This is a genomic window from Bombella sp. ESL0378 (genome assembly GCF_009725845.1).
GTDB lineage: Bacteria > Pseudomonadota > Alphaproteobacteria > Acetobacterales > Acetobacteraceae > Bombella > Bombella pollinis.
Genome location: NZ_WNIF01000005.1, coordinates 251,138 through 270,956 on the forward strand (window position 1 = coordinate 251,138; position 19,819 = coordinate 270,956).

The following is a 19,819-nucleotide window of genomic DNA, read 5'->3' on the forward strand; positions in this document are numbered from 1 at the left end:
AATCGGGTTAGTCTCCAGCAAGACTCATATGGTCGATACGAATGGTCGGGGCGTGATAACCAGCCATGAGGTCGAGGTCATTGGCCGGGATAAGGCGGGCAAACATCTCAAGCAGATTGCCAGCAATGGTAATGCCAGAGACAGGCTCGGCAATCTCACCATTGCGAATCATAAAGCCAGAGCCACCACGGCTATAATCCCCAGTGAGCATATTGATGGCATTGCCCATAAGTTCTGTCAGTAACACGCCTTCTTTAATATCAGATTGCAACGCAGAGGGGGAATGGTCTCCGGGATGGAGATAGAATGTGGAAAGACCCGGCCGTACACTCCCTCCGCTGCGGACAGCCCGCCCATTGCTTGTAGGGAAGCCTAGCTTACGCGCGCAGCGGCTATCTAGCAACCAGTGGTTGAGTTGGCCATTCTCAACAAGATTTAATGGAAGAGTCGCGCTCCCTTCACCATCAAAGGGGCGAGACCCCGCAAGGCGAGGGAGGGTTGGGTCATCAGTTAAGGTGATGCCCTTATGAAAAAGGGCCGCTCCGCGCTTATCTTTAAGAAAGGAGGCCTCTTGTACAATGGCCGCGCCATTAATAGCTGCGGCGAAATGCGCTAAGAGAGAGGAGGAGACGCGTGGGGCGAATAATACGGGATAAAAGCCCGTTTTAGGCCGGATAGGGTTGAGACGAGCCAACGCATGACGGGCTGCTTCATCCCCTAAGTGAGTCGGATTGTGCAAATCGGCCTGATGCACCGCGTTATGGAAGGCATAATCACGCTGCATATGCGGACCTGTGCCTGCCACAACGCTGATGCTTCGGCTATGCCCACTGCGTTGATACTGCCCCGCAAAACCTGCGCTTGTGGCAAGGGCAATGTCATGCGTGCTGGCACTCGCTGCGGCCCCACTACTATTTGTGATGCCCTTATGGGCGAGGGCCGTACCTTCCATTTCCTTCGCTGTGGCGAGGAGGGCGTCTATCTCTGGTGTGGGTGTGGAGTCAAAGAGGTCTAGCTTTGTGATGGCCTCTTGTGGGAGCGGGATGAGCGGATGCTCGGCTAATCCATCCTCTGGGGAGGGCGGAACGGCTTGAGCCATCGCACAAGCGCGTTCGGCTAGCTGGTCGAGTGCGTGTGTGGTGAGGTCATTGCCTGACACACTGGCAACACGCCCTTGATGAAAGACACGCAAGCTGAGGGAGAGCCCCTCTGCATGGCGGATGCCCTCCGCCTTGCCTTGCCGAATCATAGCAGAGCGGTTCTGGCTCCGCATAATGAGGGCATCAGCATGGTCCGCTCCGTGATGGCGCGCACGTGTGAGAGCATCGTGAAGGGGAGTGAGGAGGTCTGTCATGCCGCCTTCAAAGCGTTATGGAGGCTATCCAGCGTTGGAATGTTGCGTGCGGGCCCCATAGTGGTGAGGGTTGGTGCCCCTTCAAAGATGGTGCGTGCCATAGCGAGAACATCGCCCTCTGTCACAGCGTCAATCTTGCGGACAATCTCCTCTGTCGAGATGATGCGGTCATGAACCTGGATTTGCCGCGCAATTTGGGCGCAACGGCTGCCTGTACTTTCCAGCGACATGAGCAAAGAGGCTTTTAGCTGCGTGCGGGCGCGATTGAGCTCCTCATCATTGATGCCATGTTGCAGATTGCGTAGCTCAGCAAGGGCGGCGGGGATGAGCTCATCGGTTTTATCTGGCCCTGTCCCAGCATAAAGGCCGAACAAGCCGCTATCAGCAAAGGGGCTAGCGAAGGAATAGACGCTATAAACCAAACCGCGCCGCTCCCGGATTTCTTGGAACAAACGGGAGGACATGCCCCCACCGAGTAAGGTGGAGAGGACCATCGCGCTATAATAGCCTTGCTCCCGATAGCCAGGGGCGGGGAAGCCCATAAGGATATGCACTTGGTCTAGCTTGCGTTCTGTCTGCTTCATCCCCCCTTTATAATGGGCGGGAACGGCTTGCGGGGGCGTATGTGTGGGGAGGTCGGCAAAATGTTTGCGGACTAATGCGACCACCTCATCATGATGGAGATTCCCTGCTGCGGCGATGACCATATTTTGCGTGCTATAATGGCGGTGCATATAAGCCATTAAAGTGTCACGGCTCATAGTAGCGATGCCGTTTTCCGTCCCGAGGATGGGGCGGCCCATTGGTTGGTCGGGATAAGCACAATCCTGAAAATGGTCAAAAACGATGTCATCAGGCGTATCATTGGCTTGGCCAATTTCTTGCAGAATAACGCCCCGCTCACGTTCTACCTCCTCTGGGAGGAAGGTGCTGTGGGTGAGAATATCGCCGATGAGATCCACCCCTAAAGGGAGGTCATTTTTAAGGAGCTTGACGTAATAAGCAGTATTTTCGCGCGCCGTATAGGCGTTGATATACCCGCCGACATTCTCAATCTCCTCGGCAATGCGGATGGCAGAGCGGCGTTGTGTGCCCTTAAAGGCCATATGCTCAAGGAAGTGAGCCGCCCCGTTTGTCTCTGCCTCCTCATGACGGCTGCCAGCGGCAACATAGGCCCCAAAAGAGACCGTCTCGACCCGTTCCATCCGCTCTGTGACGATGTTGAGGCCATTATCAAGAGTTGTACGTTTGATTTGTTCGTTCATGCAGTTTCGTGATGGTCCATGCGTGTAAAAGAATGGGATATGCGCACTTTAACGGCCCCGATGAGCGCGCACAGCCGCTTTGACCTTGTCTATATCGTTTGGCAGGACGTCATAACGCTCCTTACGAGAGAACAAGTCGGCCAGATGAGGGGGAAGGGCTGGGTGAATCCCCGTTGCTTTTTTCACCGCATCGGGGAACTTTGCTGGATGCGCCGTGGCAGCGGCAACCATCGGCACGCCTGCCTCGCGGAAGCGTTTACCCGCAGCAAGGCCGATGGCCGTGTGAGGGTCCGCTAGATAATGGCTGCTTTTATAAAGTGCGCGCATAGTCTCGGCAGTGTGCTCATCATCCAAGGCCATGCCAGAAAAGATCTCCCGAATTTGCTCCCACGCATCATGGGGGACCGCCATGCACCCGGTTTGGCGGAACTCCGTCATAATAGCGCGGCAGCGGTTGGAATCCCGGCCTAGCATCTCAAACAATAACCGCTCGAAATTGGAGGAGACTTGAATATCCATCGAGGGTGAGAGGCTCGGCTCCACCTTGCGCTTGGTCATGTCGTTATTGAGGAGGAAGCGCGTGAGAATGTCATTACGGTTGGAGCCAACGCAGAGATGCTCAATGGGTAGGCCCATCTGGCTGGCGACCCATGCGGCGAGAATATTGCCAAAATTACCCGTCGGCACAGCAAAGGAGACAGGCCTATCCGGCCCACCAAGGGCGAGGGCTGCATGTACATAATAGGGGATTTGTGCGGCAATCCGTGCCCAGTTGATGGAATTAACAGCCGAGAGCGAACATTCCTGACGGAAGGTCTCATCAGCAAACATGGCTTTCACCATATCCTGACAATCATCAAAATCGCCCTCTATGGCGATGTTGAGGACGTTATCCTCCAACACGGTGGTCATTTGCCGCCGCTGGACCTCGGATGTCCGATTATGGGGGTGGAGGATGATGATGGAGATATGCTCTCGCCCGCGGAAGGCCTCAATCGCGGCAGAGCCTGTATCGCCAGAAGTAGCCCCAACGATGGTTACATGGTGGTTGCGTTGCTTCAACACATATTCAAAAAGGCGGCCAAGCATCTGCATGGCCATATCTTTAAAAGCGAGGGTAGGGCCGTGGAATAATTCTAGCGAGAACAGCCCGTCATCCACCTCAACTAACGGGGTAACAGCGGCATGGTCGAAGGTGTCATAAACCTCCCGCGCCATTGTGCGGAGTGTATCGCGGTCTATGCTGCCTTCGGTAAAGAGGCCGATGACCTCTGCAGCAAGGTCAGCATAAGGGAGGGCACGCCAGCTTGTTAAGGTCTCACGCGGGATGTGGGGCCAATGGTCGGGCATATATAGCCCGCCATCATCGGCCAATCCGCTGAGAAGGATATCGGAAAAATCAGGAGCAGCGGCATCTAATGTGCCGCGAGTAGATCGATAACGCATGGAACCTCTATAACACTGAAATGCCATTAGGGCAGAGCAATTTCCAGAAGATGATAATGGCTATCTGCTGCTGTTGGGCCAAGCAGGACCGCCAAATGGCGTTGTGGGCTGGTTTTATCCTTTAAAACAGTGAGGGCTTGGGCATCATAAAGCCGGTCATCATGGAGGAGACGCAGCGGGATTCGGTCTGGCCCAAAGGCGAGGAGGTCGCCATGCTCAATATCAGCCATATAAAGCACATCGTGGCTATCTATCGTTAGGCCACCAAGGCTAGGGGTGCGCCGCCAATTCGCCATGCCCTCAATGCGTTCAGCTGGGCCGAGGCTCGGGTCGGTGAGTAGGTTTGTACCAATGCGATAAAGCGGCCCTGTTGGAGCCTGATAAAAAAGCCATTGGCGGTTGTGATCTAAAGCGAGGAAGCGGATATTCCCGCCTGTCTCTGCTTGGCCGCTAGCGGTGGTAACAGGCTGCCCCCGGCGCATAAGAGGGCCGTGCCCGCTCAAGGTAGGGGAGCCTTCTAACAGCCGTTGCATTTTGCCTGTTTTTAGGTCGATGATGATAAAGGCCGGGACGCCATCATCAGCAAGAATGGCGGTATCATGCGCAATACGCATCGCTGCGATATGGCTACCCGTTGTGAGAACTTTTGTAATGCTAATATGATTAAGAATAACACCAGTATCAGGCGCGAGATTGAGGAGCTCTGGCTTAGGGGCTGGGGCTACAGCCCATAAGCCTTGTGCTGTAGCGGTGACGGCACTGAGGGGGGGAAGCTCATCCATGAGGGTGGTGAGGCGGCCATCAACGGGGTCTAAGCGGTAGAGCTTGCCTGTTTTGTCTAACGTAAAGGGAGCCCCAGCGGGGAGGGCTGTGAGCACAGGGGCGAGCGGTTGGCTGAGGGGGAACTCCTTTACCACCTGCGCAGGCGTGGGAACATCCCGCCAAGGGCGGTCCGCATGTGCGGCAGTACTCACGCCCAAGAGGGTGGCAGGGAGGATTAAGGCTGAGGCCAGAAGGCGAGAGAAACAGACTTTCATAACGGGTATTTTGAGGCTTCCTGTCATTTTTGCAAGTAGTGTTCCGCTAAGGTTTCATTTTCGCATGAGCTTTTGGGGAAGGTAAGGCAAGGCAATGCCGAGGAAAACACCCATAAGTGGCGCGCTAAAGCCCCAGAGAAAAAGGCCATCTAGCCCTGCAAGGCGATAGCTTAGGGCTAAGGCGATGAAAGGGCCTGCGATATAGCAGGAGCGTTGCCATGGGGTAGAGCGTGGAAGATGGCATGGGTTCTGCCGCCTATGGGGAGGCAGGCTGTTGAGATAACATAGCCCAATGAATCCCCATAGGGGGAGGAGTATCAGGAGGGTTATCATCGTTTTGGTCCTACGATAGCGCGTTTTTTGGCATAATGAGGATGGTAAAGAAGGGCCAATAGGCACGCCCCTCCCAGACAGGCAGCAAGAGCATCAACGCTAAGAAAAAGAGCTGGGCGGCCTGTATGGAAGGGACGAGTGGCAAGGTCTAGCCCGCTTGTGCCAAGGCCTAAGAGCATCAACATCATCAATAAATGGCGGGCAGCATGGCGGCTTATCAAGGCGTAAAGAAGTGAGACACCCCATAAGGTGAAGAAAAGCCCTTCCTCCCATAAGGTGGGGGGGAGGGGGGCAGGGAGCCGTGTACTCCAGAAAAGAGCAAGGGTGGCGAGGGGTAAGCCGAATATTGTCGCCATGCTCACCGCGCGATAGAGCCGTTGCTGAATATGCTGACTGTAAGTGATGGCGTGATGATGGCAGAGGTGATTTTGCTCCGATTGTAAGAACAACCTCATGCCAGAGCCGATAATTAAGCACCCTAAAAGGCCAGTGAGCCCATAAAGACAACGTGTGACGAACCCCGCCCAGCGCAGGTTATGCACCCCGAGGAAAACGCTATGTAGAGTAGGGCATAAATTGTGAGGGGGAAGGCGCGGGCGTGAAGCTGTTATGGCTTGGCGGTAAAGGCAGAAATGCAGTGTATCAGGGGCATATAAGGCGAGCTCTTTGCCCGCAAGCATGAAGAAGCCATCGCCCTCATCACCCCATTGCTGTTGTGCGTTTTGGGCTAATTTGGTGATGAGTGCATCAGAGATAGGGGGTGATGTCTGACTATGGGCCTGATGGCGGTTTGCAGGTCGTGCTGTGTGGGAGGGCGGATTGATAAAATGAAGGAGTTTTTGGGATTGCAGCACAAGGCCAGAGCCCCCCACGATGAAAAGAATTGGTATGCTGAGCGTTCCCCCAAGGAGGTGGAGGTCCAACCATTGGCGATGGCGTGCCGCATGAGGGCGGAAAAGGAGCAAGTCAGGGAGAAAGCGGCGGAGTTGAAGCCATAAACCGCTGATGAGGGCTACCATCAAGGTCAAGCCAGCTAAGGCAGTGAGACATTGTCCCCACGGCGTAGGAAGATACAGGCTGCTATGGAGGGTGGTGAAAAAGGAGCCCCCGACAACATCCGATGTGAGGAGAGGCAAGCCGGTATCGGCAGCAAGCGCAGGGCCGCGGAAAATATGGCCATCATAATGCCATAGGCGGAAAACAGGGTCTCGTTGTGAGGGCAGTTTTAAAAAGGCGAACTGGCCTTTATCAAGCTGGGCTTTAAGCTGATGGCTTGCCTCTATAAGGCCGGTTTGGCTCATGAGAGGGGAGGAGGGGCGCAAGGCTGCCTCTGGCTGCATCCAGTTTTGGACTTCTGGCCCAAAGCAAGCAAGGCTCCCTGTAAAGCAGAGGATGAATAAAAAGACCCCAAAGGGAAAGCCAACCCAACGGTGGATAACGCGCAAAATGGTGCGGAGCCTAGGGGACATAGGGGTGCGACAACATATGAATGAGAATTGTTCGCATCTTTAATGAGCTTTCTAAACGCTGTAAATGGCGGTGAGAAAGATTGTTAAATGTCGGCAACAGAGGGAGGGGGAAGGTGAGAGTGCTGATAAAGAATCATTGCGAATAATTTTCATTTACATATAAACAGCACTCCCTGGCTCCCTTATTTAGGATGATTGAAGAGATGGTGTCTCTATTTCGTATGTCTTATAAAACTGTTGGTTTATGGGGATTGGTGGTTGGGAGTAGCGTGGCAAGCACACCTTTATGGGCTGCGGAATCATCTCACTATGCTCCTGTTGGTAAAGGAAAGAGTGACGCACAACACCCTTCTTCCAAAGTGGCGAAAGCGAACCTAAAACAGCAACACCCTCCACAAGAGACGATCATCGTTAAAGCGCGGCGGCGTGAGCGGATGGAGGTTCAGCTTGGGGGGCAAGCTGGTGTGTTGGGGACTAAAAAGGGGTTAGACCTCCCCTTTAACCTCCGCAGCTATACCTCCAGCATGATTTTGAATCAGCAATCACAGACATTAGGTCAGGTTTTGGAGAATGACCCCTCCGTACGGACAACCTATGGCTACGGCAATTTCTCGGAAGTATTCATCATTCGTGGTCTGCCTATTTATGGGGATGATGTTGCCATTAATGGGCTTTATGGCATTACCCCGCGCCAGCTTGTCTCACCGCAGCTTTATGATTCTGTGCAGGTGATGAATGGGGCGAATGCCTTCCTCAATGGGGCGGCTCCCGGTGGGACCTCTATTGGTGGGAATATCAATCTTCAATTCAAACATGCCGGGAAAGACCCGCTATTACGCGTGACAGGCGATTATACCGGGACAGGCCAAGGCGGCGGTAATGTGGATATGAGCCGGCGGTTTGGGGAAAGTCAGCAATTTGGTGTTCGCTTTAATGCTGCTGGAATGGACGGGCAGACCTCCATCCACGGGGAGCGGCGACATTCCGTGGCATTAGGGTTGGATACGGATTGGCATAATGAGGCAGAGACAACCCGCATTACGATGGATATTAACTACCAGAATCAGAACGTCCAGCAGGGGCGCGGTGGGGTTTTGTTATCATCTGCCTTAACCTCTGTCCCCAAACCAACGGCACCGTCTCATAATTGGGGCCAGCGTTGGAGCTATGAAGACATGCATTATGTCTTTGGGATGGTGAATGTAGAGCATGACCTTAACAAGCACATCACGCTTTACGGAGCGTTTGGCGGGTTAACAGGGAAAGAGGAAGGGAATTATAGCTCTCTCACCGTGACGAACGCCCAAACAGGGGCGGGGACAGATGGCTTCCTTTATGTGCCGTATCAGGAGACGAATGAGAGTACGCGTGGCGGGGCGCGTGTGCATGTTAATACCGGGCCATTAAAGCATGAGATTAATCTTGGGGCATCCAGCTTGTGGAATGAGGTTGCACGCGCATGGGGTTTTGGGAAGTCGAGTGCGAGCAACCTCTATGCGCCGATTTATTCGCCTTTGCCAGCGACGACCTTAACAGGGGGGAATGTTCATCATCCTAAAAGAGATATGATGACACGGCTTTATAGCGTGTTCTTCTCCGATACTGTGTCCTTCTGGCATGACCGCATCGCGCTGACAGGGGGCTTCCGTTATCAGAACATTATGACAAAATCCTACGGCTATAAGCAGGTTTTGACGGACCATTATGACCGTGATGCCATCACCCCTGTGGTAGGGCTTGTCATCCATATGACAAAACATTCCTCCTTTTATTTTAACCGTGTTGAAGGGTTGGCGCCGGGCCCACAGGCAACAGGGGCGAATATTGTTAATATGGGCCAGCTCTTTGCCCCAGTGCGGACAGTGCAATATGAGTTCGGCGGGAAGTACGATATTGGACGGTTTAGCGCGTCTTTAGCTTTTTACCGCTTAACGCAGCCTAATAGCTATGTCCGCCCTTATGGCAATACAGGGCAAGGTATTTTCACCGTGGATGGAGAGCAGCGTAACCAAGGGATTGAGTTCAATATCAATGGGGAAATTATCAAGGGCCTGCGCTTTAATGGGGGAACGGCCCTCATTGATGCCAAACAGATGAAAGGAACCTATGAAGGGCAACGGGCCATCGGGGTGCCCGGTTATACGATCAATGGGAATATAGAATATGACATCCCTTTTGCTAAAGGGCTGACCTTAACGGGGCGCGTGATTCATACTGGCCATCAATGGGCGAATGCACAGAACACACAGCGTATTGCCAACTGGACGACTTACGACCTCGGCGGGCGATATACGTTCTTGATGACGCGTAAACAGCCTATGACATTACGCTTTGGTGTAGAGAACCTGACCAATAGCCATTATTGGGCATCCTCTTATGGTGGCTATCTGACAGAGGGGCTACCGCGGACCTTTAAAGCCTCGTTGACGATGGATTTATAAGACCAGCTTATGGAAAAGGACCATGCAGTAAAATGGCATGGTCCTTTTTAAGGGGCGGGTAAAGCTAGGTTGGTGGCTCTGCTGTTTGATGGAGGGTGTTGATTAACGCAGCCGCCAAGGCTTCTTCCTGCGCTGGGGAGGTGAGTTTATGGCCCGTTGCATCAGTGATGTAAAAGACATCCACCGCGCGTAGCCCATAGGTCATAATATGGGCGGAGGAGATATGCAGCTTCATCCGGCTGAGCGTGGCTGTGATGTTGTGCAGAAGAGCAGGCCGGTCCCGCCCATTGACCTCCACAATACTACAGCTTTCTGAGGCTTCATTATCAATAAGTACTTGCGAGGGGATATGCAGGGCCTCTAGCCGCCGTGTAAGCGGGAATTGCGCTGCCTTGAGCGTCTCGCTGAGGTCAATCTCACCATGAATGGCTTGGATGACCGTCTCACGCAAGCGGTCCAGATGCTCTTCCTCTATAAAGGCTTCCCCATAGGGGTCTTGGAACCAGAATGTATCGAGCACCATATTGCCGTTAAGCGTATGGATGCGCGCATCGGCAATGGAAGCCCCACATAACGCTAACGCCCCTGTAATGCGGGAGAATAGCCCCGGTTGATCCTTACAAAAAACAGTTAGCTCTGTAATGCCGCGCTCTGGTAGGGGGGCGATATCTAAGAGGATGGCATCATCCCGCCCTTCGGCACGATAGCGGCTAACAAGCCGTGCATGGCGGAGCTGGCTATCTCCATCAAAGCCGAGCCAATAGCCCGGGCGGCCTAACTTGATGAAATGAGCAATATCAGCAGGGGTCATGCCTTCTGCCTGCAATGCCTCTTGGACAAAGATTTTATTTTGCTCTACGCGTTCATCATCTTCTTGGGCTTGTAATCCACCCTCTAAGACATCAGCTATACGGCTATAGAGGCGGCCAAGGAGAGTCGCCTTCCACGCATTCCATGCGTGTGGGCCAACGGCGCGAATATCAATAATGCTGAGGAGCAATAAAAGCCGGAGCCGCTTGGGGGACTGGATAATATCGGCTAGGTCTAAGATGGTTTGTGGGTCATCAATATCCCGGCTAAAGGCGGTGCGGGAGAGAAGTAAATGATGCAGCACAAGCCATGAGACTGTATCGTTATCGCTAGCAGAGAGACCAAGTTGTTGGCAAATGCGTGTAGCAATTTGTGCGCCAATTTCGGAATGTCCGCCCCCACGTCCTTTGCCAATATCGTGCAATAAGGCTGCGAGATAAAGGATTGTCCTTTGGGTAATGGTGCGGGCAATTTTATAAGCAAGAGGAAGCTCATCAGCCATTTGCCCTTGCTCAATTAGCCGTAAAATACGGATAGATTCAATGATGTGGGCATCAACACTATAAAGGTGATAGCCGTCAAATTGTGTCCGCCCTAAAATGCGAGACCAGCCGGGGAGGAAGTGTGAGAGTATCCCCGTCTCATTAAGCAAAGGCAGCCAGAAGGTGCGCTCTTTTATTGCCTCATGAGTAGGGGCGTCTGCTGGGGCATGGGCCTCTTTTAATGGGTCGCACAGGAGCTTTAAAAAGAGGGAGGCAGCCTCTGCGTTTTCGCGTAGGGCCGCGCTATGGCGTTCAAAGCGGATGAGTTGCTGTAGGGCTGTTGGATGAAGGGTGAGCTGATGGCGGCGGGCACAATCAAGAAAACGGAAAACCGTCACCGGCTCTTTAACCAAAGCGAGAGGGTTCGGCAGGCTAAGATAGCCATCAATACGTTTAAAAGCCTCAGGCCCGGCCTCAATATGCGGGGGGCTTTGCTGGATTTGATGGCGTAGATAGAGAATGAGAGCCGGTTGGAAAACATGCGATAGCCGCATCACCGCGCGTGCCATGAGGAAATGATGCCGCATAAAGCGGTCCACCCCACGTTGATGGCCATGATTACCATAACGCATCCGCGCGCCAATAATGGGCTGGACGTCAAACGTTAGCCGTTCTTCATTACGGCCGGTGATGTAATGGAGGTGAAGGCGGACTGTCCAAAAGAAGTTCCATAAAATGCGGGTACGGGCGACCTCACGCTTTGTGAGTAAGCCTAATAAGGTGCTGATAGGCGCAAGACCGCGTGCATGTTGGCGGGTGGATTGCTCTGGTATATCATAGCCAAGAGCTGCATGGCCTATCCAGTTTAGGACTTGTAGGTCCCGCAATCCCCCTTTGCCTTCTTTAATATGGGGCTCGACAAGGTATGGGGTATCACCAAAAGCGAGGTGACGCTCCTCTCGCTGAGCGATGGCCCCGCGGATGAATTTTTTAAGCGAGGGGCCTTTAAGGTAGATATCATGCTGTTTGCGTAATGTATGGGCCAAAGCGGTTTGGCCATAAAGAGGACGAATATCTAAGAGGGTGGTGCAGGCTGTTTGGTCGGTTTTAGCCATCTCCATTGCGCTCTCTATGGTGCGGGTCGCATGGCCAACGCGCAAGCCAAGGTCCCAAAGCGTATAGAGGACATATTCAATAGATTTGATGAGATCGGCTGAAGGGGGCGTCTGGGTGAGAAAGAGGAGGTCCACATCGCTAAAAGGTGCCATAAGGGCCGCCCCATATCCCCCTGTCGCACAAAGGCAGAAGGCTTCACTATGTGCAGGCTGTTCCGTCTCAGAGCCGGGGAGGCCTGCATAACGGGCGAGTGTCTCGATAATATGGTCCATCAAAAGAGCGAGGTTACGGGCTGTTTCGACCCCGTTTTTCTCGCGTTGCTCAAAGGCTTGGCGGATATGCTCACGCCGTGTCCCAAGCTCTGTCCGCAAACGTGTGAGGGCTTCCTCCCTTGGGATGAGGGGCTGATAGGACGATGGGGGGGCGGAGGTGTAAGGCGTGTTGGTCATAGGGCATTCCCATCTATCGGGGCGGTGGGCCGGGGGGTGGTCATGAGGCTGCACTCTCATCATGCGGCGTGTTGGCGGTGGGGTGCCCTTCAAGCAAGGTTTTTAACTGATAAAGGACGTTATGGGCCTCTCGTGGGGAGAGGGAGTCTGGGTCTAGTTCTTTTAGCGTATGCTCTATGGTGTCTAGCGCGGTGGGTGGTAACGCTGGTTGGGGAGAGGGGTCTTGTTGCTCAAAAAGGGGAAGGGAGGCGGCATGGTGGTTGCTTCTGTGGTCTTCTTCTAAACGGGTTAGAAGCGTACGGGCGCGTTGGATAATAGTAGTCGGTATTCCCGCTAATTTTGCAACATGCAGTCCCCAGCTTTTTTGTGCGAGTCCGGGATGGACTTCATGTTGGAAGATGACCTCTCCCTTCCATTCCCGCACGGCCATTGTATAGGCCCCAAGGCGGGGGAGTGTGTCCAGTAATGCGCCAAGCTCATGATAATGCGTGGCAAAGATGGTGCGGCAGCGTAATTGGGAATGGAGAGCCTCTAACGTTGCCCATGCGATGGAAAGCCCATCCAGCGTTGAGGTGCCACGACCAATTTCATCCACCACGACCAGGGAGCGCGGCCCCGCTTGGTTGAGGATAGCGGCAGTCTCAGTCATTTCCACCATAAAGGTGGAGCGGCCACGCGCGAGGTCATCAGCGGCTCCAACGCGGGAGAAGAGACGGTCCACAATCCCAATTTTGGCCTCTTGAGCAGGGAGGGGGAGGCCGGCTTGGGCAAGAATGACCGCTAGAGCATTTTGGCGGAGGAAGGTCGATTTCCCCGCCATGTTAGGCCCGGTGAGTAAGATAGCGTGCTTCTCTGGCGGTAGGGCGCAATCATTCGCGATGAAGGGGCTATTATGGGCGGGGTTATCCTGCAAAGCCGCTTCCACCACAGGGTGACGGCAGGCATGGAGGCTGAAATCCTGCCCCTCGGTCATGACCGGGCGGCACCATGAGCCGCGTGCCATGAGAGTAGCGCATGAGAGCAGAACATCCAGCTCGGCCAAAGCAAGGCCGATTTCATCAAGGGCAGGGGTGTTTAGGCATTGCTGGGCGAGGTCGGTAAAGAGGTGGCGTTCTAATTGGTCTGCTTTTTCAGATGCTTCTAAAATAGCTTGATTAAGGGATGTGAGTTCTTCGTTGGAGAAACGCGCGAGGCTTGCCGTCCCTTGGCGGAAGCTTAACTCCTCATGCTGGCGTAAGCTACGACCGGCCGCCGTGGGGACCTCAATAACATAACCAAGTTGATTGTGATGGCGGATACGCAAGCTCGTTATGTTGTAATGCTCTGCCAAACGTACTTGAAGCTGAGCCACCAAACGGCGACTATTATCGCGGAGGTCCCGTTGATGGTCTAATTCCGCATCAAAGCCGGGGGCGATGACCCCGCCATCCTCAATCTTGGCGGGGAGGTCCGGGTTTAGCGCAGCGTCTAAGCGTTCAAGTAAGGTATCAGCACGGCCATAAAGACTTGCCCCGATTTGGCGGATGCGAGCGGGCATTGCGTCTGTTGCGAAAGCTTTAAGGGCCTCTGTAATCAGGTTAGCCGCCCTGAGCGTATCGCGGAGTGCTGCAAGGTCCCGTGGGAGGGGGCGTCCGCTAGAGATACGCCCTAAAGCACGCGCTGAATCAGGTGCCTGTTTGAGGATGTCGCGTAACGTAGTGGCAAGCTGAAGGTGTTGATGCAGCCAATCCCACCCCTCTTGTCGTTGCGTGATGAGGGTGAGGTCTGTGCTAGGGCTGCTAAGCCATGAGGCGAGCAGACGCGTCCCCGCTGCCATTGTGGTATGGTTAACACTGCTAAAAAGAGTGTGTTTTGTCCCGCCATCGCGGGATTGGAGAATATCAAGGCTGCTGCGTGTAGCAGGGTCTAGCCCCATGATGGTGTCTAAACCATGGTCGATGGGTGGGGCTAAGCGGGGGAGGCCGCCAGCCTGACTACGGCGGACATAATTTAGCAATACCGCACAAGCTATGCTTTGCTCTGTACTGAAATCCCCTAACGAATCTATTTGAGCAACGTGATAAGCCTCTTTTATCGTGCGCTCTGCTGCGGCTTGGTCTGGGCAGGCCGTGGAGGGGGTGAGAAGGCCAGCATAATCAGCAGGGATGAGGGATGGCTCAGCTACAATCTCGGAGGGGGCGAGGCGGGCAAGAAGTTCCGCTAGCGTATCGCGTTTGAGGCTAAGCATTTCCAACGTGCCGGTGGAAATATCAATCCACGCTGCGCCAAGCTGCTCTTTACGGCGTTTATCAGGGGCAATAACGGCAAGGAGGGTGTTAGCCCGCCCAGCTTCTAGGAGTTCATCCTCTGTGAGGGTGCCGGGAGTTATAACACGGATAATCTCGCGCCGGAGCGGGCCTTTTTGGCCTTTACTTGGGGTTTCTGTCTGCTCGGCAACAGCAACGCGAAAGCCACGGCGGATGAGGCGGGAGAGGTAAATCTGCGCCGTGCCAACAGGGACGCCGCACATAGGGATAGGGGCATCATCATGCATACCGCGCTGGGTGAGGGTGATGTCCAAAGCCAGAGAGGCGGCTTCCGCATCACCGAAGAATAATTCGTAAAAATCCCCCATGCGGAAGAAAAGTAACGCGTCATGTTCTTGGTGTTTTAGGCTAAACCACTGCTCCATGGTCGGTGTGACCTTGCCCGTTTTTTGAGCGGGGATTGGGGGGATATGTGGTTTCTGGTCGACCATGCAGAGAAGGGAGCCCTAACGAATATGTAATAATTTGACTAGGTTAGCTAAGATTAACAAGGATTCAACCGCTAAAGCGACTATTTTCTTGCCCTAAAATGGGGAAAAGGCTGGGTATAGGGGGAGATATGATATATTCCCTCTTGTCATCACAGTATTGAGAACGGCATGGTGTGTTCATGAGTACTGCACCGCAAAATCCAATTTTATTTGATGATGTTCTGCCGATGGCCCAAGGATTGCTAGAGGCCGAATGTGATGAGATTGCTAACCTCGCCAATATCGCTGCTTTGTTGTTTGAGGCAATGGCTCAAGTAAATTGGGTTGGGTTTTACATGATGAAAGCCGGCGATCTTGTGCTTGGGCCTTTCCAAGGGCGGGTTGCTTGTACGCGGATTGCTGTTGGTAAAGGCGTGTGCGGCACAGCCGTAGCAGAGCGTGCGACCCAGCGCGTGGCGGATGTGCATACCTTTCCCGGTCATATTGCCTGCGATGGGGCCTCAGCCTCGGAGATTGTTATCCCGATTATGCGCGACGGGCAGGTCTATGGCGTGTTGGATATTGATAGCCCCGTGACGAATCGTTTTTCAGCAGATGACCAAGAGCAGCTTGAATCATTAGTCCGTTTGATAGAAGCGCATTTCGCTGGCTGAAGGCTTAGCGTTTTAAGCGTTGGAGGAGACGTGCGCGTAGCTCGGTGAGGTTTAAAACACCGAGGAGAAGGAGCAACCCCCCATAAAGGGCCGCACTGCTGCTGATGAGCAGCATCAACATCCCTAATTTGGGTAGGGCATGCCAGTTGGGGAGGTTAGGGGTAAAGAGGGCGGCTCCACCCCATGCCCACAGCCCCATCAGCACGCCTGCCCCTAGGATACGCCCCGCGCGCGTCAGGCTTGTCATGGTGGGGCGGAAGGAGTCTCGCCGCCATAACATCCAGCCGAGGGCGAGCATATTCACGAGTGCGGCTAAGGTGCTGGCAAGGGGCGGGGCAAGATGAGCTAATGTGCGGTAAAGGAGGAGATTGAGGGCGAGATTGAGCCCTAGCGTGACGAAACCGATACGCACAGGCGTTGTGGTATCGCCCTCAGCAAAAAAGGCCGGGGCTAATAATTTCACGATGATAAAAGCGGGCAGGCCAAGCGCATACATACGCAAAGCCGCTGCGGAGTTGTGAACATCACGGGGGGTGAAGTGCCCATAGCCAAATAGGGTTGCCATAATTTCTGGGGCGAGGCTGAATAGGCCAATCATTGCCGGTAGGCTAAGGAGCAGCGCGTAATCCAGAGCGCGGTTAAGGCTTGCTTGGAGGGCGGGGCGGTCATTGGCGGTGATATGGCGTGTAAAGAGGGGGAGAAGCGTTGTGCCTAACGCCGCCCCTAAGACGCCTAAAGGCAGCTGATTAACGCGGTCAGCAAAATAGAGCCACGAGATAGAGCCTGTGGGTAATAAGGTGGCGATGATGGTATCAATCGTGAGGTTGATTTGCGTTACGCCAGAGCCAATAAGCCCCGGCATCATACGGCGGAGTAAGCGTTTTATGTCGGCTGAAAGAGTGGGGCGGACCAAAGGGGGCATGACCCCGGCGCGTTTAGCGGCCCATAAAAGGCCAGCGAGTTGGACAATACCAGAGAGGGTAATGCCCCAAGCACTGGCTGGGGCGACGCTATGTTGCCCGCAATAAGCCCCGATTAAGATGGCCGCAATCCCAACAATATTGAAGCTGATATAAGCAGCAGAGGCCGCCGCAAAATGGCTGCGTGCATTGAGGATGCCCGCCACAAGGGCCGCGCCGCAAATCAGCACCGTATAGGGCATTGTAATGCGCGTGAGCTGGACTGCGAGGGTGAAACGCTCTGCCCCAGAATGGCGGAAGCCGGGGGCGATGAGGTTAATCACCCATGGCATGAAGATTTCAGCAAGGAGGGTGAGGAAGGTGAGCCATAGCAGCAATAAAGAGAAGGCTTGCCCTGCGAGTAAGAGAGCTTGCTTGCGGCCCTGCTCCTCATAACGTGCGGTAAAGAGCGGCACAAAGGCTGCGTTAAGCGCGCCCTCGCCAAATAAGCGGCGGAACATATTGGGCAGGCGGAAGGCGATTTGATACGCATCTTGCACCGCTCCCGCACCGAGGAACATAGCAAGGAGCTGGTCTCGCACAAGGCCGAGCAGGCGGGAGAGCATGGTCCACCCGCCAACAGTGAGGAGGTTCCGCAGCATAAATTAGCGGCGTTGTGCGCTTACCCGTTGGATTTCCTCCAACAGACGGGGGGCATGCGGGGTTGTGAGGGGGGTGAACCAGCGTTGTAAATGCCCCTCCCGATTGATAAGATATTTATAGAAGTTCCAACGCGGGCGGGAGAGGAAGCCGCCCTCCTTTGCTAACCATTGAAAGAGCGGAATCGCCGCATGTCCCTTGACGATGGATCGCGCGGCAAGGGGGAAACTCACACCATAACGCCGTTGGCAGAATTGCTTAATCTGCCCTGAATCCCCCGGCTCTTGCTGGCCAAAATCATTACTGGGAACGCCTAAGATGATAAGCCCATCCGGCGTAGAATGGCCCATCTCCCGCCAGAGTTGTTGGAGGCCCTCATATTGCTTGGTAAAACCACATTCTGATGCTGTATTGACGATTAAAACCGGACGCCCCCGCCATTGTGAGAGGTCAATCTCTCCCCCTTCAAGCGCGGGTAGTTTGAAATCATACAGGCTGGTCATGAGGGTATATCCTGAAAGCAGCATAAGGCCATAAGAGCCGGACTCGGGGCGGCATATTATTCAAAACAAGGAGGACGGTCCAATAATTCATCACGGGCTTGATGGGGGGTCAGCTCCCCGGAGAGTAAGCGGGTGATGACATTAATAATGGGCGTATCAATTTCAAAACGGCGGCCAAGTTCGCGTAGGGTTGGGGCGGTGAGAACGCCTTCTGCCACTGTATTGCGGCGGGCGAGGATGTCATCAATATTCTCGCCCTTACCCATTGCCACACCAAGGCTATAATTGCGTGAGCCCGCCCCCGTGGCAGTGAGGATGAGGTCTCCCATCCCAGCGAGGCCGTACATAGTGCGCCCTTGCCCGCCCATAGCTTCGACAAGGCGGGCGGTCTCGGCTAAAGCACGGGTAATGATGGCAGCACGGGCATTTTCTCCCATGCCTGCCCCCACACTAATGCCCGCCCCAATGGCGATGACATTTTTCGCAGCCCCAGCAAGTTGCACACCAAGCGGGTCCGTACTGGCATAAAGACGTAAGCTCGGTGTCGTGAGGGCCTGCGTAAGTTGTGCGCTTAATGCGGCATCCTCTGTAGCTAGCGTGGCCGCGCTGGGCATACCTTGGGCGACTTCGATAGCAAAATTGGGACCGGATAAAACCGCAGCAGGGCGGCCGGGCATGGTTTGGGCAAGGACCTCCAGCGGGAGGAGGAAGGTGCCTTGCTCCATCCCTTTGCAGCATGTGACGACAGGGACATGAGCAGCAAGCTGCTTTTGTAGTGCAAGGCTTGTATCACGCAGCCCCTGAGTGGGGACGACCAGCAACACAATATCCGCCTCGCTAGGCAATGAGCTGGAAATTGTAACGCTCTCGGGGACGGTCACTTGGGGGAGATGCGGCATGTTACGCGTCCCTGCGGGGACGGGGGTGCGCGTCCATAAGCTGACCGTAGCAATAGGGGCGAGGCTACAGGCGAGGGCGATTCCCCACGCTCCAGCCCCGATGACGGCAATGCGTGGCGGGGCAGTCATGATGATGGCTCCATTAACGAGGGGGAGGTTGAAGCAGAAGGATGAGCAGAAGGCGCACAGCGTTCGCTTAACGGCCAACGAGGGCGTGGGGCAAGGGCAATATCACCGGGTTGCTCACCTTGATATAGGCGTTCCAAAGCGGCCCAGCCAATCATGGCTGCATTATCGGTGCAGAAGCGCAAAGGCGGGGCAAGGAAGGCGATATGATGCTCTTGTGCAATGTTCTCTAAGCGTTGGCGCAGCGTTTGATTCGCAGCCACCCCACCCGCTACGACCAAAGCCGTGACAGGTGGGACCATAGCGAGAGCTTGCTTTACACGGTCTGTCATTACATCAGCGACAGCTTGCTGAAAGGATGCGGCAAGGTCTGCGGCGATGTGTCGAGGCAGAGCCTCTCGGCCAAAGGGTTCAAGATGGCGGGAGACGGCTGTTTTAAGCCCGGAGAAGGAGAAGTCACAGCCGGGGCGACCTTTGAGCGGGCGGGGCAGGGTGTAAGCGCGGGGGTTACCCTCTTTTGCCAGTGCCTCCAAAGCGGGGCCGCCGGGCCAGCCAAGGCCAAGCATCTTTGCAACTTTATCGAAGGCTTCCCCCGCAGAATCATCAATCGTACCGCCAAGACGGCGATATTGGCCGACGCCTTCCACAAGGATGCATTGGCAATGCCCCCCAGAGACTAACAAGGCTAAGTAAGGGAAGTTTGGTGCGGTTTCTTCTGGGCGGAGAGAGGCCGGTAGGCGTGGTGTGAGGATGTGCGCTTCAATATGATTAATGCTCATAAAGGGCTTCCCGCGCGCCATGGCTAGCCCCTTGGCGTAAGAGCTACCAACAATCAAACCGCCAATTAAACCGGGGCCTGTCGTGGCGGCAAAAAGGGCAATATCGCTAAGGGCTAGCCCTGCACGCTCTAAGGTGAGGTCCACAAGGCTGGGCAAAGCTTTAAGATGGGCACGGGCGGCAATTTCCGGCACGACCCCCCCTAAGGCTGCGTGGTCCTCTTGCGAGAGGACGCTTTCCCCCAACAAGGTGCCATGACTATCGAGAATCGCGCAGGCGGTATCATCGCAGGAGGTCTCAATAGCTAAGAGGGGGGTGAGGGAGGATAGGTCGGACATAGTGCCTTATTATGCCGGATTCTCC

At 54.5% G+C, this 19,819-nt stretch carries 14 protein-coding genes; 2 read left to right on the plus strand and 12 right to left on the minus strand.

Annotated elements, in window-relative coordinates:
- Positions 1 to 7: 7 nt before the first annotated feature.
- The 6 genes from GM556_RS02765 to GM556_RS02790 are packed head-to-tail and all read right to left on the minus strand — an operon-like array spanning position 8 to position 6,904.
- Complete coding sequence (locus tag GM556_RS02765; RefSeq protein WP_155579186.1) at positions 8 to 1,354, minus strand: TldD/PmbA family protein; 1,347 nt, start codon at positions 1,352 to 1,354, stop codon at positions 8 to 10.
- On the minus strand, positions 1,351 to 2,619 hold the full coding sequence (locus GM556_RS02770; protein WP_099026071.1) for a pitrilysin family protein: 1,269 nt from the start codon (positions 2,617 to 2,619) through the stop codon (positions 1,351 to 1,353). The genes GM556_RS02765 and GM556_RS02770 overlap by 4 nt, the downstream gene beginning before the upstream one ends.
- 48 nt (positions 2,620 to 2,667) lie before the next feature.
- Positions 2,668 to 4,065 carry a threonine synthase gene (gene thrC / locus GM556_RS02775; protein WP_155579187.1) on the minus strand — a complete coding sequence of 466 codons (1,398 nt, stop codon included), beginning with the start codon at positions 4,063 to 4,065 and terminating at the stop codon, positions 2,668 to 2,670.
- Positions 4,066 to 4,091: 26 nt separating this feature from the next.
- Positions 4,092 to 5,129 carry a hypothetical protein gene (locus GM556_RS02780; protein WP_155579188.1) on the minus strand — a complete coding sequence of 346 codons (1,038 nt, stop codon included), beginning with the start codon at positions 5,127 to 5,129 and terminating at the stop codon, positions 4,092 to 4,094.
- 27 nt (positions 5,130 to 5,156) lie between these two features.
- Entirely contained in the window at positions 5,157 to 5,435 is a 279-nt protein-coding gene (locus tag GM556_RS02785) for a hypothetical protein (RefSeq protein ID WP_155572980.1), read from the minus strand.
- Complete coding sequence (locus GM556_RS02790; protein WP_155579189.1) at positions 5,432 to 6,904, minus strand: PepSY domain-containing protein; 1,473 nt, start codon at positions 6,902 to 6,904, stop codon at positions 5,432 to 5,434. The genes GM556_RS02785 and GM556_RS02790 overlap by 4 nt, the downstream gene beginning before the upstream one ends.
- Before the next feature lie 203 nt (positions 6,905 to 7,107).
- Between GM556_RS02790 and GM556_RS02795 the strand changes: the two genes are divergently transcribed.
- Positions 7,108 to 9,345 (plus strand): TonB-dependent siderophore receptor, encoded by a 2,238-nt coding sequence (locus tag GM556_RS02795; protein WP_155579190.1) that lies wholly within the window; start codon positions 7,108 to 7,110, stop codon positions 9,343 to 9,345.
- A gap of 64 nt (positions 9,346 to 9,409) precedes the next feature.
- Here the strand turns inward: GM556_RS02795 and GM556_RS02800 are convergent, their stop codons facing one another.
- Positions 9,410 to 12,202, minus strand: coding sequence for a [protein-PII] uridylyltransferase (locus GM556_RS02800; protein WP_230873255.1), 2,793 nt, complete (start codon positions 12,200 to 12,202; stop codon positions 9,410 to 9,412).
- A gap of 40 nt (positions 12,203 to 12,242) precedes the next feature.
- The gene (gene mutS, locus GM556_RS02805) at positions 12,243 to 14,939 is read right to left on the minus strand and encodes a DNA mismatch repair protein MutS (RefSeq protein WP_230873256.1); all 2,697 of its coding nucleotides are present in this window, start codon (positions 14,937 to 14,939) and stop codon (positions 12,243 to 12,245) included.
- A 179-nt stretch (positions 14,940 to 15,118) separates the two neighbouring features.
- On the opposite strand from mutS, the gene GM556_RS02810 reads away from it, so the two are divergent.
- Entirely contained in the window at positions 15,119 to 15,592 is a 474-nt protein-coding gene (locus GM556_RS02810) for a GAF domain-containing protein (protein WP_155579192.1), read from the plus strand.
- A 4-nt stretch (positions 15,593 to 15,596) separates the two neighbouring features.
- On the opposite strand, the gene murJ is transcribed toward GM556_RS02810, so the two are convergent.
- From murJ to tsaD, 4 genes are read right to left on the minus strand one after another with little or no spacing between them, the layout of a single operon-like run.
- Entirely contained in the window at positions 15,597 to 17,153 is a 1,557-nt protein-coding gene (gene murJ / locus GM556_RS02815; protein ID WP_155572985.1) for a murein biosynthesis integral membrane protein MurJ, read from the minus strand.
- A gap of 3 nt (positions 17,154 to 17,156) precedes the next feature.
- The gene (locus GM556_RS02820; protein ID WP_099026063.1) at positions 17,157 to 17,654 is read right to left on the minus strand and encodes a glutathione peroxidase; all 498 of its coding nucleotides are present in this window, start codon (positions 17,652 to 17,654) and stop codon (positions 17,157 to 17,159) included.
- Positions 17,655 to 17,710: 56 nt separating this feature from the next.
- The gene (locus GM556_RS02825; protein WP_155579193.1) at positions 17,711 to 18,682 is read right to left on the minus strand and encodes an NAD(P)H-dependent glycerol-3-phosphate dehydrogenase; all 972 of its coding nucleotides are present in this window, start codon (positions 18,680 to 18,682) and stop codon (positions 17,711 to 17,713) included.
- Complete coding sequence (gene tsaD / locus GM556_RS02830; RefSeq protein WP_155579194.1) at positions 18,679 to 19,794, minus strand: tRNA (adenosine(37)-N6)-threonylcarbamoyltransferase complex transferase subunit TsaD; 1,116 nt, start codon at positions 19,792 to 19,794, stop codon at positions 18,679 to 18,681. Before tsaD ends, GM556_RS02825 begins: the two co-directional genes overlap by 4 nt.
- Between the last annotated feature and the right edge of the window lie 25 nt (positions 19,795 to 19,819).

Excerpts from the sequence above, each read along its gene's own strand:
- GM556_RS02770 (WP_099026071.1), bottom strand. The coding sequence starts at position 2,619 with ATGAACGAACAAATCAAACGTACAACTCTTGATAATGGCCTCAACATC.
- GM556_RS02795 (WP_155579190.1), top strand. The coding sequence starts at position 7,108 with ATGGTGTCTCTATTTCGTATGTCTTATAAAACTGTTGGTTTATGGGGA.
- GM556_RS02820 (WP_099026063.1), bottom strand. The coding sequence starts at position 17,654 with ATGACCAGCCTGTATGATTTCAAACTACCCGCGCTTGAAGGGGGAGAG.
- GM556_RS02765 (WP_155579186.1), bottom strand. The coding sequence starts at position 1,354 with ATGACAGACCTCCTCACTCCCCTTCACGATGCTCTCACACGTGCGCGC.
- GM556_RS02790 (WP_155579189.1), bottom strand. The coding sequence starts at position 6,904 with ATGTCCCCTAGGCTCCGCACCATTTTGCGCGTTATCCACCGTTGGGTT.
- murJ (WP_155572985.1), bottom strand. The coding sequence starts at position 17,153 with ATGCTGCGGAACCTCCTCACTGTTGGCGGGTGGACCATGCTCTCCCGC.
- tsaD (WP_155579194.1), bottom strand. The coding sequence starts at position 19,794 with ATGTCCGACCTATCCTCCCTCACCCCCCTCTTAGCTATTGAGACCTCC.
- GM556_RS02785 (WP_155572980.1), bottom strand. The coding sequence starts at position 5,435 with ATGATAACCCTCCTGATACTCCTCCCCCTATGGGGATTCATTGGGCTA.
- GM556_RS02780 (WP_155579188.1), bottom strand. The coding sequence starts at position 5,129 with ATGACAGGAAGCCTCAAAATACCCGTTATGAAAGTCTGTTTCTCTCGC.
- GM556_RS02825 (WP_155579193.1), bottom strand. The coding sequence starts at position 18,682 with ATGACTGCCCCGCCACGCATTGCCGTCATCGGGGCTGGAGCGTGGGGA.
- GM556_RS02800 (WP_230873255.1), bottom strand. The coding sequence starts at position 12,202 with ATGACCAACACGCCTTACACCTCCGCCCCCCCATCGTCCTATCAGCCC.
- mutS (WP_230873256.1), bottom strand. The coding sequence starts at position 14,939 with ATGGTCGACCAGAAACCACATATCCCCCCAATCCCCGCTCAAAAAACG.
- GM556_RS02810 (WP_155579192.1), top strand. The coding sequence starts at position 15,119 with ATGAGTACTGCACCGCAAAATCCAATTTTATTTGATGATGTTCTGCCG.
- thrC (WP_155579187.1), bottom strand. The coding sequence starts at position 4,065 with ATGCGTTATCGATCTACTCGCGGCACATTAGATGCCGCTGCTCCTGAT.